At 43.6% G+C, this 14,858-nt stretch carries 15 protein-coding genes and 4 tRNA genes; 5 read left to right on the top strand and 14 right to left on the bottom strand.

Going from position 1 to position 14,858, the window contains the following annotated elements; genetic code table 11:
* Nucleotides 1-162: 162 nt before the first annotated feature.
* The gene (locus ACESPQ_RS03290) at nt 163-807 is read right to left on the bottom strand and encodes a hypothetical protein (protein ID WP_009588792.1); all 645 of its coding nucleotides are present in this window, start codon (nt 805-807) and stop codon (nt 163-165) included.
* Nucleotides 808-912: 105 nt separating this feature from the next.
* On the opposite strand from ACESPQ_RS03290, the gene ACESPQ_RS03285 reads away from it, so the two are divergent.
* Nucleotides 913-1,422, top strand: a complete 510-nt coding sequence (locus tag ACESPQ_RS03285) for a hypothetical protein (protein WP_002611130.1) — start codon at nt 913-915, stop codon at nt 1,420-1,422.
* 108 nt (nt 1,423-1,530) lie between these two features.
* Here ACESPQ_RS03285 and ACESPQ_RS03280 read toward each other — a convergent pair.
* The 6 genes from ACESPQ_RS03280 to ACESPQ_RS03255 all read right to left on the bottom strand — a co-directional run bounded on the left by ACESPQ_RS03280 (nt 1,531) and on the right by ACESPQ_RS03255 (nt 3,884).
* Nucleotides 1,531-1,606, bottom strand: a tRNA-Ala gene (locus ACESPQ_RS03280).
* Between the two features lie 18 nt (nt 1,607-1,624).
* Nucleotides 1,625-1,701: transfer RNA gene (locus ACESPQ_RS03275), tRNA-Ile, on the bottom strand.
* A 358-nt stretch (nt 1,702-2,059) separates the two neighbouring features.
* A complete protein-coding gene (locus ACESPQ_RS03270) occupies nt 2,060-3,001 on the bottom strand; it encodes a HipA domain-containing protein (protein WP_109769717.1) in 942 nt (313 codons plus the stop codon).
* 4 nt (nt 3,002-3,005) lie between these two features.
* Entirely contained in the window at nt 3,006-3,233 is a 228-nt protein-coding gene (locus ACESPQ_RS03265) for a hypothetical protein (RefSeq protein ID WP_002605743.1), read from the bottom strand.
* Nucleotides 3,234-3,713: 480 nt separating this feature from the next.
* A tRNA-Ala gene (locus tag ACESPQ_RS03260) sits at nt 3,714-3,789 on the bottom strand.
* An 18-nt stretch (nt 3,790-3,807) separates the two neighbouring features.
* A tRNA-Ile gene (locus ACESPQ_RS03255) sits at nt 3,808-3,884 on the bottom strand.
* Between the two features lie 185 nt (nt 3,885-4,069).
* Between ACESPQ_RS03255 and ACESPQ_RS03250 the strand changes: the two genes are divergently transcribed.
* Together ACESPQ_RS03250 and ACESPQ_RS03245 are read left to right on the top strand one after the other, a co-directional pair.
* Nucleotides 4,070-4,918 (top strand): tyrosine-type recombinase/integrase, encoded by an 849-nt coding sequence (locus ACESPQ_RS03250; protein ID WP_044908329.1) that lies wholly within the window; start codon nt 4,070-4,072, stop codon nt 4,916-4,918.
* A 275-nt stretch (nt 4,919-5,193) separates the two neighbouring features.
* Nucleotides 5,194-5,589: a hypothetical protein gene (locus ACESPQ_RS03245; RefSeq protein WP_118002845.1), complete on the top strand. Its 396-nt coding sequence runs from the start codon at nt 5,194-5,196 to the stop codon at nt 5,587-5,589.
* A 203-nt stretch (nt 5,590-5,792) separates the two neighbouring features.
* On the opposite strand, the gene ACESPQ_RS03240 is transcribed toward ACESPQ_RS03245, so the two are convergent.
* The gene (locus ACESPQ_RS03240; RefSeq protein ID WP_233104468.1) at nt 5,793-6,479 is read right to left on the bottom strand and encodes an N-acetylmuramoyl-L-alanine amidase; all 687 of its coding nucleotides are present in this window, start codon (nt 6,477-6,479) and stop codon (nt 5,793-5,795) included.
* A gap of 162 nt (nt 6,480-6,641) precedes the next feature.
* Here ACESPQ_RS03240 and ACESPQ_RS03235 point away from each other — a divergent pair, with 162 nt between their 5' ends.
* Together ACESPQ_RS03235 and ACESPQ_RS03230 are read left to right on the top strand one after the other, a co-directional pair.
* Nucleotides 6,642-7,022, top strand: coding sequence for a carboxypeptidase-like regulatory domain-containing protein (locus ACESPQ_RS03235; protein ID WP_109769719.1), 381 nt, complete (start codon nt 6,642-6,644; stop codon nt 7,020-7,022).
* Nucleotides 7,016-8,086, top strand: coding sequence for a peptidoglycan-binding protein (locus ACESPQ_RS03230; RefSeq protein WP_008818665.1), 1,071 nt, complete (start codon nt 7,016-7,018; stop codon nt 8,084-8,086). The genes ACESPQ_RS03235 and ACESPQ_RS03230 overlap by 7 nt, the downstream gene beginning before the upstream one ends.
* Before the next feature lie 537 nt (nt 8,087-8,623).
* On the opposite strand, the gene ACESPQ_RS03225 is transcribed toward ACESPQ_RS03230, so the two are convergent.
* The 6 genes from ACESPQ_RS03225 to vanR all read right to left on the bottom strand — a co-directional run bounded on the left by ACESPQ_RS03225 (nt 8,624) and on the right by vanR (nt 14,533).
* A complete protein-coding gene (locus ACESPQ_RS03225) occupies nt 8,624-9,280 on the bottom strand; it encodes an ABC-2 transporter permease (protein ID WP_009270534.1) in 657 nt (218 codons plus the stop codon).
* Nucleotides 9,277-10,128: an ABC transporter ATP-binding protein gene (locus ACESPQ_RS03220; RefSeq protein ID WP_065532141.1), complete on the bottom strand. Its 852-nt coding sequence runs from the start codon at nt 10,126-10,128 to the stop codon at nt 9,277-9,279. Before ACESPQ_RS03220 ends, ACESPQ_RS03225 begins: the two co-directional genes overlap by 4 nt.
* Nucleotides 10,129-10,130: 2 nt before the next feature.
* Entirely contained in the window at nt 10,131-10,502 is a 372-nt protein-coding gene (locus tag ACESPQ_RS03215; protein WP_002605751.1) for a GntR family transcriptional regulator, read from the bottom strand.
* 796 nt (nt 10,503-11,298) lie between these two features.
* Nucleotides 11,299-12,219: a D-alanyl-D-alanine carboxypeptidase family protein gene (locus ACESPQ_RS03210; protein WP_373143924.1), complete on the bottom strand. Its 921-nt coding sequence runs from the start codon at nt 12,217-12,219 to the stop codon at nt 11,299-11,301.
* A 488-nt stretch (nt 12,220-12,707) separates the two neighbouring features.
* Nucleotides 12,708-13,841, bottom strand: a complete 1,134-nt coding sequence (locus ACESPQ_RS03205; RefSeq protein ID WP_257376446.1) for a sensor histidine kinase — start codon at nt 13,839-13,841, stop codon at nt 12,708-12,710.
* Nucleotides 13,838-14,533 carry a VanR-ABDEGLN family response regulator transcription factor gene (gene vanR / locus ACESPQ_RS03200; RefSeq protein WP_009588790.1) on the bottom strand — a complete coding sequence of 232 codons (696 nt, stop codon included), beginning with the start codon at nt 14,531-14,533 and terminating at the stop codon, nt 13,838-13,840. Before vanR ends, ACESPQ_RS03205 begins: the two co-directional genes overlap by 4 nt.
* Nucleotides 14,534-14,858 lie beyond the last annotated feature (325 nt).

Genomic DNA, 14,858 nt, shown 5'->3' with positions numbered 1-14,858 from the left:
CACATAACTACCTTTATTGTATACAATGATGTGCACTTTAGGTCAACAAAAGATTTCTTAACTTTTTATGAAGATTGCACTTTCACTGACCCCTGCTTCAGGGATTTAACGAAAAAAAAGCAGCCAAGGCATTTCCATCAGGTTCCGGCTGCAAAGTTAAAGCTATTTGAATTCCCGACGCATGCACACAAGGTCTTCCTCCTGCATTCCCAGCTGACGCAGAGTGACTTCCTTTTTGTTTGGACAGGCTAACGGCTGAATCATATAGGAGCAAAGCGTACAATATCCGGATGATTCGCTACGACGGATACATGCATACCCGCATTTGCGAATACAGTTCTCATCCACCCACAGTGCCAGCTGATCCAGCGCATTGGTCGCTATAAGATTGGCTTGTTCCTGCGGTATACCCGCATCGAGGAGATAGCGGAACAGGATATCTGCATAGGTCAGAATATATTCCATAAGAAAAAAGTTTTCTGCATTGTTCTTCTGCATACGCTTCGGCCACAGAGGAAGCTTGATATGATTTCTGATATAGCGTTCCTCCTCCACATGCTTGCGCGGATTTTTCAGGCATTCATGCGGACATTCGGCACATTTATATAAAAATTCCCCCATTGTTTTCAACAGCTGAAATTTAAATGTGGCAAAATCTACCGTCACTTTAAATTCCTGCTCGATTTTAGGAAACGCATCCGCACACATAGTCAGTGCAGCATCCACGGTTTCCGCTTCAAATACACCCAGCTTTGTGATTGGCTGCGGCAAAAACATCATCAGATCCCTGCTGTTCACATATTTCATTTTTCATCACCATGCCTTATGGTACACTATTTTCAGACAAAAAGAAATACAGTTGAAATATTTTCCCTTACTTTATCGTATACCGGATAGAAGGAGGCGAAGATCATGAAATCTATGTTCCTCATATTTTATATGCTTTTAAATTCCATGGGCGGCTATCTTTTTCAACAGACAGCAGTAGAGACTGCCTACCCGGATATCGCCAGAAGGTGCCCGGATCTTACGTTGCATGATACCAATGATCTCGTAGACGGAAGTGGCTGGATATCCTTTTTAAAGGGACTGGATACTGTTTCTTTATCAACGATACGCATAAAGGATGCCAGGGATTCCACGCAGGATTTTCTGATAAGCTATGATGCATTAGGAAAAAGCTATACGCTGACAAGGCAGGATGACAGCGAACATGCCGTCACCTACAGCCATTTGATTCGCATGGACGGACAGCGCATAGCGGATATGCAGCTTGACGATATGTGCATCTGTTTTGCGAATAATCCAGCAGAATACTGGTACTGGTATCTTTGTGATGATGTAAATATAAAGCCGCAGGACATCTTTCGGGAGCCGAATACAACAAAAGCGCAGTTATTGTTTACCGTGAAAAAGACCTGAGAACAAGCAATCTGCATCGTATAGGCATCCTCATTCAGATACAAGCATGCCGTGTATAATAAAAAAGGATTCCGACCGTTAGGATTGGAATCCTTCAATATGTTATCATGGTGGAGCGTATCGGGATCGAACCGATGACCCCCTGCGTGCAAAGCAGGTGCTCTCCCAGCTGAGCTAACACCCCATGTATATTGAAATTCGATGGTGGGCCTGAATGGACTTGAACCAACGACCTCACCCTTATCAGGGGTGCGCTCTAACCACCTGAGCTACAGGCCCGTTTCCATCGAATGCTCATATATAATACCACTACTTTTTTCGTGTGTCAACAAGGTTTTTATCATTTTTTCGCAAGCTATTAAGAGATTTTATATGGTAAAGACACAAAGCTGATAATTTTACGAAGCCGCAAGTTCTTATACGACTTCACTATATGAATATCATTATGTATACTCTCGGTTATTGTTTTTTATGTCTGTATCACAAACTGCGTCTAAAGATCTGCGATAAAACATTAACAGCACAGGGTAGCCGGATCAATACGTAAAGTCTGAACACACTCATATTTCCTCTTTCTGAATTATCTCGATTTCTCAAACATGATAATTCAACGCACGTGAAGTGAAAAACTTACCTGTTACAGCACTGCTCGCATGGTATATTCGTATGCCGGCAACAGGAGCTTTTGCAATCGAAGCTCCATTCCCTTTATATAAAACTCTTTACGTATTTCACTGATGATTTCTATACCGTTATCTGCATTGGGAATAGCATAAATGAAAGCAGTTATCGCATCCATATGCCTCTGTATCTGTGGAACGACACGCTTTACTGCATTATGAATATCTTTATCTTCAAGCTTCAATAGCGCACCGAACTGCAGTGCCTTTCCGTCGATATTATATCCGGTGACTGTGCTGATTGCACTGCTGAGAATCCTATCTTCATTCTTCAACATGTCGTTTATTTTCTCATCGGAAATCTTCGTGGAAAAAGAAGCACCGTTATCAAATACAGGCGCCAGCGATATACTGCCATCGGAATATCGCAGGATACCCCAGTTTCCGCTATTGCGATCATTATTATTTATCAGCCCGTCGATCATGACACAATCCCAGAACCTCTCTGACATTCCATCAATCATATACAATAGGGAATTATAGTTCAGATGTGCCTTTACCGCGTGAAGACTTGTACTGCCAACACTGTTGCTATCTGTTACTGTATCTTCCAGAATTGCCTCCAGTTCTTTATTGTAATAGTTTTTGATTTCTCTGAATTCCTGTAATCGAACATGTGAATCCGTAAAATCTTTACATGCAACAACCAGTTTGTTATCCTTTGTCCCTAATTTGGTTTCATGTACAGGATAGCCGAGAATCTGATAAATATGACTGCCTATATACTCAGATAACGGAGAGGTTGTATAAGCAATTTCCGTTTTTCTCATTCCCTTTGTAGATTTAGGAAATTTCAGAATCCAGTCCTCCCCCTGATAAATGATTCCAAGCTTACTGCCAGCCATCCCACCATAGGCTTTGTTATTTTCCTGACACTTGTTAAAATCAATCAAATACATGTGTTTATCCTCCACGATATCTTTGACATAGGATATCCCTCTGTTTGCTGGTCATTTCTTTATTGATAACAAATTCTTTTGTAATATTCTCAATGAATCCACATCTGTCAAAGTATGACCAGTCTTCCTTCCGATCCATTTCCTCCAGCTCATCCACCAGCTCCTGAATCATGGAAGGCAAGGCAAAATCAATTTTGACTGAATCGTTGATCCAGTGATAGCTTTTATCCATTTGATCACACCCTTTTACCAACTGTATTATAGCATGCATTGTTTTCACAACGCCATACGATCATTCAGAAACGCAAAAAGTCGGTTTGTATTCCTGTAATCAGTCAAACACTCATAAAAGATCCAACCATGTATCTTCCAGTTTATCCTAACAGAGAACTGACCTTTCTAACGTAAACCTGCGATACCGATATCACCTGCCTGACTGTCATTTTCGTACAACAAATCAAGCCTGGAAGGAAGCAAAAGCTGGTCATCACGCTTTGCTATGCTTCATATTATTCATTTCAATTAGTATTTTAAAATCTTTTTATGAGCTTTGGTCAACGCAGTGAACAGTATATGCCTGAAACACGAAATGTAAACACGGATAACACGAAAATCAGAATAAAATAAAAAACAGGTTATACATCTCTCAAAGCCTTTAATTAAGGTCTTTTTTAACCGTTCGGCGAAATGTAAATAACCTGATCATGTTATATGGTGGAGCGTATCGGGATCGAACCGATGACCCCCTGCGTGCAAGGCAGGTGCTCTCCCAGCTGAGCTAACACCCCATGTATATTGAAATTCGATGGTGGGCCTGAATGGACTTGAACCAACGACCTCACCCTTATCAGGGGTGCGCTCTAACCACCTGAGCTACAGGCCCATTTCCATCGAATGCCTGTAAATAATACCACAAGCAAAACATGATGTCAACATATTTTTAATTTTTTTATCACAAAAAGCCGTCAAGCCGGAGTGCTCTCTGTTTTCCACAAGCCACATCGGTGAGATCAAAGCCGGATTTGTGCTATGATATGGTACATAACAATGATTACAGGAGGAACCAGCATGGACTATACAGAAGCATTTGAGCAGATTGATATTTTCAGAATCCATTTAATCGAGGAAGAAAAAAGTACATTGACCGTACAAAAATACATCCGGGATATTACCAGACTCTTTGCCTACCTTTCTTCCGAAAAGACTCTGACGAAGCAGTGTATTATAAAGTATAAGGAGGAGCTGATGAAATCCTATACCTCGGTAAGCATCAACAGCATGCTTGTTGCAATTAACTGTTTTTTCACCTTTATCAATCAGCCCGGATATCGGGTAAAGCTATTGAAAATACAGAAAAGAACCTGTATTGAGAAAGAGAGAGAGCTGACTAAGAAAGACTATGCCAGACTTTTAAAAGCAGCGCAGGATACCCATAATGAGCGTATGTATCTGCTGCTTCAAACCATATGCGCGACCGGAATCCGTGTATCCGAGCATCGATTCATTACTGTGGAAGCTGTAAAAAGCAGAAAGGCAGCCGTGCAGAATAAAGGTAAGCTCCGCTATATATTCTTTCCATCCAGACTGCGTAAACAGCTGCTGGCATACTGTAAAAGAAAAAAGATAACATCCGGCAGTGTTTTCGTCACGAATTCCGGAAGACCGCTGGATCGCAGCAATATCTGGAAAGCGATGAAAAAGCTGTGTCTCCATGCCAATGTCAGCAGCAATAAGGTTTTTCCGCATAATCTGCGGCATTTGTTCGCCTTCACCTTCTACAGTATGGAAAAGGATGTGGTTCGACTGGCGGATATCCTCGGGCACTCCTCCATTGAGACCACCAGGGTGTATACGATGACCAGCTTTCAGGAATATGAGAAGACACTGTCCCGCATGGATCTGGTACGCCTCTGTTGAAAAATACCACATAATATGTATTATGTGGTAGCACTCATATTCTGCTTACAGGTATATTTTACCATATATTCTTACATAACTGAGGAAGATATCATCAGCTATTCATCTTTTTTTCTTAAACAGATCATTTGCCCAGCTGACCGTTTCCCTGCCTTTGATTGCAGTCCTGCCTCCTGCGCACTAACAATGTCCTGTACTACATAATACATATTATGTGGTACAGGGCTTTTCTGTTCACGATGTGTATCTTGATTTTTGCACAGGAAAGGAAGCACATGAGAAAAACATTTTTTTATCTGACCAAAATTATCCTTTGTACAGGACTATTTCTGATTGTGATGCATTGCCTATTCATGCGGCAAACACAGGGTCTTTGCTCTGCCATTACAGTTTTCATGGAACCGCAGGGCAGACAGGAGCGTTGTCTGCTGCAGATTGAAGTACGAGGCAGCGGTACTCTATTCGACGGCAAAGCGCACCATCGAAACAGCAGTGAACGATATGCACTCTTTAAAGGAAAGCGAAGAACCTTTCACCTTTATGCAGATCAGAAGAACTATGCCATACAAATCCGGTTGAATAACAAAGATATAACCGATAGCATTCACAACGGGAACATCCCTATCAGGAGCTCATCCAAGGTTCAGCAGCTCATTCTGTATGTTTCATAGGATAAGCATGCAGAGTTTTCTGTACAGGCTGTAATCAAGGCAAAGTCGGCTATAAACGCATCCTACAGCAGCACATACGGCGCTCCTTTGCCCTGTCCTACAGATTATTACGGCTGCTATGAAGCAGTCATTCTATTCGCCATGCTGTACACCCGCCTATACAGCAGCTTTTAAATCACATTCTCATTCGGTTATCGGTATTCTCACGACAGGAAATTGAAATATTCCAGTATACTGTCATACAGCGTCTGCGCCACCTTTTGCTGATATTCATCGGTAATAAGCTTCGCACGATCCTCTGCATTCGATAGAAATCCGCACTCTACAAGAGAACCGATCTTCTGCGCATTATTCAGAATATAATAATCTCCCGGCTTGCTTGTCATCTTCGTCTGCGTCAGTGCGCGGAAATGCTTCTGCACAATATCCGCAAATACCTTGGATACCTCATTCTTTGGAGCATAAAAGGCCTGAGCCCCCTTTACACTTGTGTTAGGATAGGAATTCAAATGGATGCTCATGAACAGATCCGTCTTGTCCTGATTGATCAGCTCGATACGCTTTTTCATATCCTCGCGTTTGCGGTTCGAAGCACCTTCGCTTGCCAGATCATAGGCACCGTCACGGGTCATCGTCACATGGGCACCGCCTTCCTCCAACAGCTTCTTCAACTTCTGTGCAATTTTCAGATTGATTTCCTGTTCCTTCGCTTCGTTGCTGCGGGCACCGTCATCCTTTCCCCCATGTCCGGGATCCAATACGATTTCCACACCATCCAGTGCATGGAAGGCACGTTTGGCAGAAACGGAGGTAATGTGCGACAGACAGAAGGATGCTGCCAGTATGGTACACAGCAGTCCTGCACCCAGTAGGTATTTTTTTCTTTTCATCATCTTCACCTTTTCAAGTATATGTAATGTTAATCACAAAAATATCACAGTAGTGAAATATTTCTGTAATTCGCGCCGGCACAGAAAGGCGATTGACCCGATACCACGGACATTTGCGGCATACGCTGTAAAGGAGGTGATACTATCACTACAGGATATGTCATGGTTGAAACCATGGAGGAAACCGCACAGCCCATTCCCAATGCGCAGATCAGTGTCTTTCGACGGGATGAGCGCGGATCTATATTTATCATGGAATGCAGTACAGATGAATTCGGTAAAACACAACGTATTGAATTGAATGCTCCGGATAGCTCGCATTCAACAGACATTCACTCACTGACTCGCCCGTATGGTCAGTATGATATTCACGTTGCCAAAGAAGGCTACGATACAGAAGTTCGCAACGGTGTACAGATATTTGCAGAAACCGATTCAACGCTGAGCGTTGTCATGCAAAATTCCGGAGTCCGGGGTGCTGGCAATTCCCTTGATATCGGTGAGCATCAGCTTTTTGAGGGAGGAGGATGTCGCTCATGCTAGAAGAAATCATCCTTCCCACGACGATTACCGTTCATCTGGGAAGACCGACAGCCAGTGCACAGAATGTTACCATTGGCTTTGTCGATTATATCAAGAATGTCGCATCCAGTGAAATCTATCCGACATGGCCGTATGAAGCTTTGCGGGCAAATATCTGGTGTCAGATGTCCCTTGCCCTAAACCGTATTTACACGGAATGGTATCGAAGCAGAGGGTATTCCTTTGATATCACCAATTCCACAGCCTTTGATCAGGCATTTGTTCCCGGTCGTAATATCTATGATAATATCGCTGCGGTTGTGGATGAGGTTATGGGAGATTATCTGAAAAAGCCGTTTTACAGGGAGCCGTATTATGCGGAATATTGCGATGGAAAAAGAGCTCAGTGTCCGGGGCTGAAGCAGTGGGGAACACTTGATCTGGCAAATCGCGGATATGATTCCTATGGCATCATCCGATATTATTACGGTGATCAAATGCAATTTCTGGAAACAGATAACTGGCAGCCATACACTCCTTCCTATCCCGGCTATGCCCTGCGGCTTGGAAGCAGCGGTCAGCCGGTGTTTATCATTCAGGAGCTGTTGAACGGAATCGCTGTCAATTATCCCAACATTCCGTTAATCTATCCACCCGATGCTGTTTTCGGACCGCAAACAGAGAGTGCGGTAAGAGCCTTTCAGCGGCAGTTTGACCTTACCGTAGATGGGATTGTCGGGCAGTCCACCTGGTATCAGATTTCCCGAATTTATGTCGCAGTCCGCAAGCTGGCGGAGCTGGGAAGTCTTGGCAGATTGGAAGGTTATTTTACTGGTTTATGGACCGGAAAGGTGCTGCGTCAGGGGGATGTCGGCATCGAAGTGCAACAGCTGCAGTATTTCCTTTCCATTATCTCAGAAAGCTATCCATCCATTCCATCTGTAACCGTTGACAGCCGCTTCGGACCAGGACTGGATCGCGCCGTACGTGCCTATCAGCGGGAATTCGGTCTGGCCGTAGATGGGCTCGTCGGACGTTATACATGGAATTCCATCTATGAAACCTATGCAGCAATCGTAGGTTGACAAAGCCATTCCCGTAAAAGGAATGGCTTTCCCGTAATTCTAAAGCAATCACTGTATTTTTAAATTGTTCCGGATACAGCAGGCAGCCTTTAAAGAAATACTGCATGAAGAAAGCTAAAGATGTGTATATCGTATCATACCAGTAATTGCACACTGCTAAAAATCGCAGAACACAAACCTCCATGTCCGTACTGAGTGACCTGTATCGAAATTATGAAAAAGCTGAAGCAGAGGAGATGAAGCGATACATGAGCTGATTTAACCTTTCATGTACGTGAAAGGTATTTACAGAATACTACACGTATGATTTTACCATGCCTCTTACGCAGATCAGGGTACGCATATAAAAAGCTGAAAAACCGGAAGTAGTAAATTCCTATGATCCGACTGCTTCCGCCTTGCTATTACAGCCCTGTCAATTACCCTTGACTGCGTCACCCCCCTTTACACTTTGAGAGTCCTTTTTTCTAGAAGCCTTTCCAAAAGAAAAGAGACAGCCCGGTGTCGGCTATCCCTATATATCGTTTTATGATTGCTTTAGAATTCTTTGTTTTTCATAACACGACAGCTGATGCGGTAGGATATCGCAAGCAGCACTACCGAGAATATCCCTGCAGCACCTCCGATCTGCATCATATTCATTGTACTCATAGATGCCAGAACAGCATCCAGATCTACCTGCAGTATTTCAAGAAGCTTTATGACTCCCATACTTCCCAGCACGGCAACACCAACAGTAAGCAGCAATGCTACTCTCCCCCGTTCTCCGCCGAATTTCAGCTGTACAGGGATCATGACAGCCGCAAACAGAAGGACGATGCAAATATATAGCAGATCAATCGGCAGCCAGTCCATGACGCTTATCTGCGGATTGCGAATAGTAATGAGAATTCCCGACAGTACCACCGAAAGCAGCCATGCACCGCCTCCAACTAAAATAGAGAATACATATTTTTCCTTCACATAGGACGTTCTGGAAAAAGGCATGGAAAACAGAAAGGCATAGCCGTTGTCATATTCGTCATAGCTGATCGTACTCAGCACAAACATAGAAGCGATCATTGTGAAATAGCTGACAACGAAGGTTGATTCAAATTCAGCAAACAACATGGCTGCCGCTATAAATATCATGATAAAGAAGAAATTCTTCTGATTTTTCATCAGCTTGAAGTCCTTAATCAATAAACCTTTCATATCTGTTCACCTCGTATCATCATCATAATCACATCATCAATGGACCCTTTTTCCACAGCAAGCTGCGGATAGTTTTCCATATAAAACTGTTTTTGGCTGGTCAGTACAGCATAGCCATAGGGTTCCTTGCGCCGGCGAAGCAAATAGCGCTTATCCAAATCCGCATACTGGCGTTCATCCATCTTCAGCAAAGCGTAATCACTCAGCAACACATCTGTATCCTCATGCATAACAATCTTTCCCTCATGAATCATATACAGATCATCACACAGTCCCTCCAAATCGGAAGAGATATGGGAGCTAACCAGCATACAGGCATCCTCATGCTGTTCCATATACTCCCGAAGCAAATCCAGCAGTTCATCCCTTGCGACCACATCCAGACCGGCTGTCGGTTCATCAAGAATAAGCACCTTCGCATGATGGGAAAGAGCAATCAATGCCTTCAGCTTGGCCTTCATTCCGGTTGAAAAATCCCGAATCTGTTTATCCATCGGCAACGCAAATCTCTGGCACTGTCGCAGAAATTCCGCTTTTTCAAATTTCGTGTACATATTGTCCATTACGGGAAGGATATCCTTGATATTCAGATATCCACTGAAGCCGGAATCAGATAATACGACACCCACATATTCTTTTTCCTCCGGTGTCAGCTCCTGTACAGGCTTTCCCAATACCTCAATTTCCCCGCCATCAATAGAAATCAATCCCAGAATGGCTTTAAAGGTTGTGCTTTTACCAGCACCATTTTGCCCGATCAGCGCACTGATCTGTCCGCTTTTCAGCTCCAACGAGCAGTGCAGAGAAAAGGCACCGTAGTTTTTCACAACATTTTGCAGTTTCAGCATATTCATTCCTCCAATAGCAGATGGAACAGTTCCAGCAGGTCGCTGTCCTCCATCCCGCAGCTTCTGCCTTTTTGAATGGCCTTGTCCAAATCGGCTTCGATTTCCTTCTTATGTTCCTCCATCACCAGGGCCCTGTTCAGTCCGGCTACATAGGTGCCCTTGCCATGAACAGTAACCGCAAATCCTTCAGCCTCCAGATTATCGTACGCTTTCTTGACTGTCAGAGCGGATATTTTCAGTTCCTTGGATAGAGAACGAACAGATGGCAGAATATCGCCTTCCTCCAGCTCCTCGCTCAGGATCATAGCCTTTATTTGCTCTACTACCTGTTCATAAATCGGAGTCATAGAAGAGTTGTTAATAATGATTTTCATAAGATACCTCCTCTGTTCACAAACAGTATATAACAGTATATAACTGTTGTCAACTGTTATATACTGTTTATCATAAAAACTTTAAGTTAGGCTATCCTCACATTTTGATAATAGAAGCTATCTACACCGTAGATAAAACAGAGGATATAAGCTTGAGGTTCCACCTGCTTCAGATGGTCAGAGAAAACGGTAAAAAGATTGCAACAACAAATCAGCTGAAAAACGGGTGATTTGTTGTATTGCATGTTTTAAATCAGTGCATATGCCGGAAAAACTGAGGTATTTTACTCCGATATCTATAGGAATTGCTTTTATGGGGTGCATATCTCATAGACCCGCGATAACAGTAAGCCTCATTACCAGTACGATACCCTTTATGTATGTATCACTTCCAACCAACATTCCATCATCCGTGCTTCCATCTGATAATCCATGGCTCAGTGTATTCTACCGATCGTGTGCTTTTTTATCTTTTGTATGATTAGAAAAAGCAACACCATAAAAAAAGGGATCCGAGGGACACTATGATAGAGAAATGCTGCGTGCATGCCTGATATGTAGAAAAGACAGACCACATACAGTATACACCGCATATGGTCTGTCTTTGCATTTTCCTGAATCTTTAACCGGATATGTTGCAGCACAGAGGATACCACCTTTAGCAGTGAATCATAGACAATGCCGCGAACACAGTCTTAAGCTGTATGTCTGCCTTGTTTTTCCTGAGATGAATCTGCCTGTAGTCAGACAAGCTGTGCCGGGCGATTGCCTCTTATTTCCACCTCCGGATTCAGGCTTATGCATAAAGCCTTGCGAGAGCTTCATACACGTTTATCGCATCCAGAATGTGATATGGCTTTGTTGTAGCAGAACCAGCCGCATGAGCGCTGACAAACAACCACGTTTCCTCATGGATACGTGCCTGTGTGGCAAGACATAGACCGGCTTTCTTTGTATATCCGGTCTTCCCGCCCAAAATATCATCCTGTGACAACTCGTTTTGATCCATGGTCATCCGCATAGTGGAATAGATGGTCATTCCTTCCGGATGCATATTGCTGGGAGCCATAACGTAGTTGGTTGCATGAAAAGCCTCTGCAAATTTAGGAAGCTTTAATGCCTCGTCCAGTATCCATGCAATATCACGGACGCTGCTCACATGCCCGGCTTCATCAAGTCCTGTACAGTTTTGAAATCTGGTTTGCTTCAGCTTCAGTTTTTCAGCCTGCGCATTCATTTCGGCAACAAATGCGTCCTCACTGCCATACAGCGAAATGGCCAGGGTCATAGATGCATCAGCGCCGCTTGGCAGTAATGCTCCATAAATCAAATCCTCATAGGTTACCTCCTCATCCGGTAAAAAACCGGCCATTGACGCCTGCTCCTTTTCCAGCTGCGGGAATATGGAGGCTGGAATACGTACGGTTTTCTGCAAATCATCAATATGCTGTAATGCCGTATATACTGTCATAAGCTTGGTTAAGGATGCCGGAGCAATCGCTTCTTCTTCCCTTTCCTTCAGCATCACCTTGTTATCCTTTTGCCGGATAAGGATATAATTCTTACTGTATAATTCGCTGCTTATCTTGATCGGCTGCTCTTCTGTGTTTCTGATTTGGAGATTCACCTTATCCTCCTTGGAAATCATCGGTCGTAAATAACAGACAAGACCTGTAAGCAGTACACCAGCCAGCAGCAGTTTTTTAAATCGTTTCATCGTATCAGCTCCTTCATGACTCTATTGAACCATGAATTGCACAGATAGTTGAAAACACAGACTTAGCACTTACTTAATTATCACTTAACTCCTTGCGTTGCTTGTTTGTTCACTTTGCATACGCCGAAAGGCTTCAAGAAAAGGCACATGCTGAAGTTGATTAGAATGAGGTCAAAAGCAAGTACTTCCATATAAAAAAATTACAAGCGCGGTAAACATAAACATCGCATCACCCACACACAGCGGACTCCTTTTTCAGTCTGAAATCCATGTTTTCCGTAAATTGAAACAGCATAATCAGCCAGCGAATTCTGTTTCGTTTATCAAATAGTCTTCGCCAATCTTATCCGCAGCAAAAACGCATTCACTGCATAACAGCTTTCTCGTCGAAGAAAAAAAACACCCGCAGGTGCTTTCATCATAAACCAAGAGCATTGGTTACAGTTTGTAGCCTTGTACATTCTCTGCCTCCAGATGCAGCACATCAATCATGCTGACTGCAGCTCTGTATCCGTTGCGGGCATGGGAAGCTTTATATAGAAAACTGTTTCCTCCATATTACTGTCCGCATAGATGCTGCCTCCGTGGGCCTCGACGATTTCCTTTGCGATTGCAAGACCAAGACCGGCTCCACCGGATGCTGTGGATCTGGCTTTATCCAGTCGGAAGAATTTTTCGAAAATCATCTCCAGCTTCTGTTCTGGAATTTCATCCCCCTGATTGTGGAATTCCAGCAGGATATGCTCTGCTTCCTGTTTGACTGCTACCCGTATCACGGTATTGGGATAGCTATAGGAAATAGCGTTTTTCAATACATTATTGAAAGCTCTGGCAAGCTTATCCGCATCACCGTAACAAACAGAGCCCTCTGCAATATCCAGCTTCAGCTCCTTATGCTGTGCAAGCAGAGTCGGATAGAACTGCTCCTTTAGCTGTTCCAGCAGAAAATTCAACGCAATCCTCCCTCTTGAAACAACGATATCATGAAGATTAAAGCGCGTTATATCAAAAAATTCATCAATCAGCTGTTCCAGTCGTTCCGCCTTATCAAGGGTGATACGGATGTAGGTATCCCGCTGTGCTTTTGGAACATCCGATACATCGTTCAATAGGTTCAGATACCCGATGACTGAAGCCAGCGGTGTCTTCATGTCATGGGCCAGATACGATATCAAATCATGCTTCTGACGTGTCTGCTTCTCCAGCATTGCCAGCTGCTTCTGCTCCTTTGCTCGAATCTGCAGCAGAAGTGCCTCTATATTACCAAAGCCCTCCGGAAGATAAAAATCGCGATCCTCCAAAAACTGATGCAGGGCCGTTTCCATCGCCTTTTCTATCTCAGCCCTGTGCTTCATAGCGACACGGCTGCTTTGTGTCCGCACGCAGACAATACAAATTACAACAACCAGTGCCGTCAGCAAAAAAAGCAGCTGCTTGATTCGATACCAGTTGGGAGAAAGATACTGATGCAGGATACCTGTCGTATCCGTATATTCTTCCATATAGAAAAACTGTTCGGACAAAAATTCCCGCAGCATACCGTTGCCCAGCAGATCCGCAGCGAGATAAACTCCAGCGACCACTGCGATTGCTGCAAGCAGTATCCATACAGTGCGTTTCATAGTGTTTCTCCCAGCTTATAGCCCACACCCCAGACATTTTGTATATAGCGCGGGTGTTCTCCGCGATCCTTCATCTTTTCACGGATATGCCGGATATGTACCATCAGGGTATTGTTGCTGGATGAGAGATATTCCTCCTGCCAGATTGCGGTGTACAACTCCCTTGCACTGACAACCTTTCCCTGACGCTCACACAGATACCATAAAAGACGAAATTCAATCGGTGTAAGATTCAGGTCTTTCTCATTCAACCTGCATATATGCTGTTCCTGATTCATGACAAGCCCCAGATAACTTAGCTCCTTTGCCTTCTGCTGAACATTATAGCGCTTGTATCTTCTAAGCTGCGCCTTGACGCGGGCAATCAGCTCCAGCGGCTGAAACGGCTTGGTCATATAATCATCAGCCCCGATCATCAATCCATTGATTTTATCAATATCCTGCTCCTTCGCTGTCAGCATGATAATGGGCCATGTGTAGTTCTGACGAATGGTCCTACAAATGCTAAAGCCATCCATATCCGGAAGCATGACATCCAATATGGCCAGATCGTAGGAACGTGTCCGTATATTCTGCAGAGCCTGTGTCCCTGTATAGCATACATCCACCTTATAATTTTCATTTTTTAAATAAATTTCCACAAGCCCGGCAATTTCCTTTTCATCATCCACTACCAGTATATTCATGTCCATTCCTCCTGTACTTCATCTGTCAATCATACTGCTTGCGTTATCCATGCATGATGCTTTCCGCAATCCTTCACACACATTATACCAGAGCCTGTGGAAAGACTTCCTTACATTTCACTTAATTCCAGGAAACAGTATATGCAAACCGTCAATATCATCCACAGAGGCTGAAATTTCACAATATCTTCCAGATTCTGCAGGTATTCTTCAAATAAAAGAGCACATGAAAAGCCGTATCCAGTACGGCCTTTACAGATGACCAAGGATACGGCTTTTTCATGTAGGATGCTGTATAATTGTCTTTCTCCATACCGCCTTTTTCTTGCAA

The organism is Clostridium sp. HGF2 (genome assembly GCF_964240115.1).
Classification (GTDB): domain Bacteria; phylum Bacillota_I; class Bacilli_A; order Erysipelotrichales; family Erysipelotrichaceae; genus Clostridium_AQ; species Clostridium_AQ innocuum.
The sequence above is the reverse complement of the archived record's forward strand: the minus strand, read 5'-3'. Positions and strand labels throughout refer to the sequence as shown.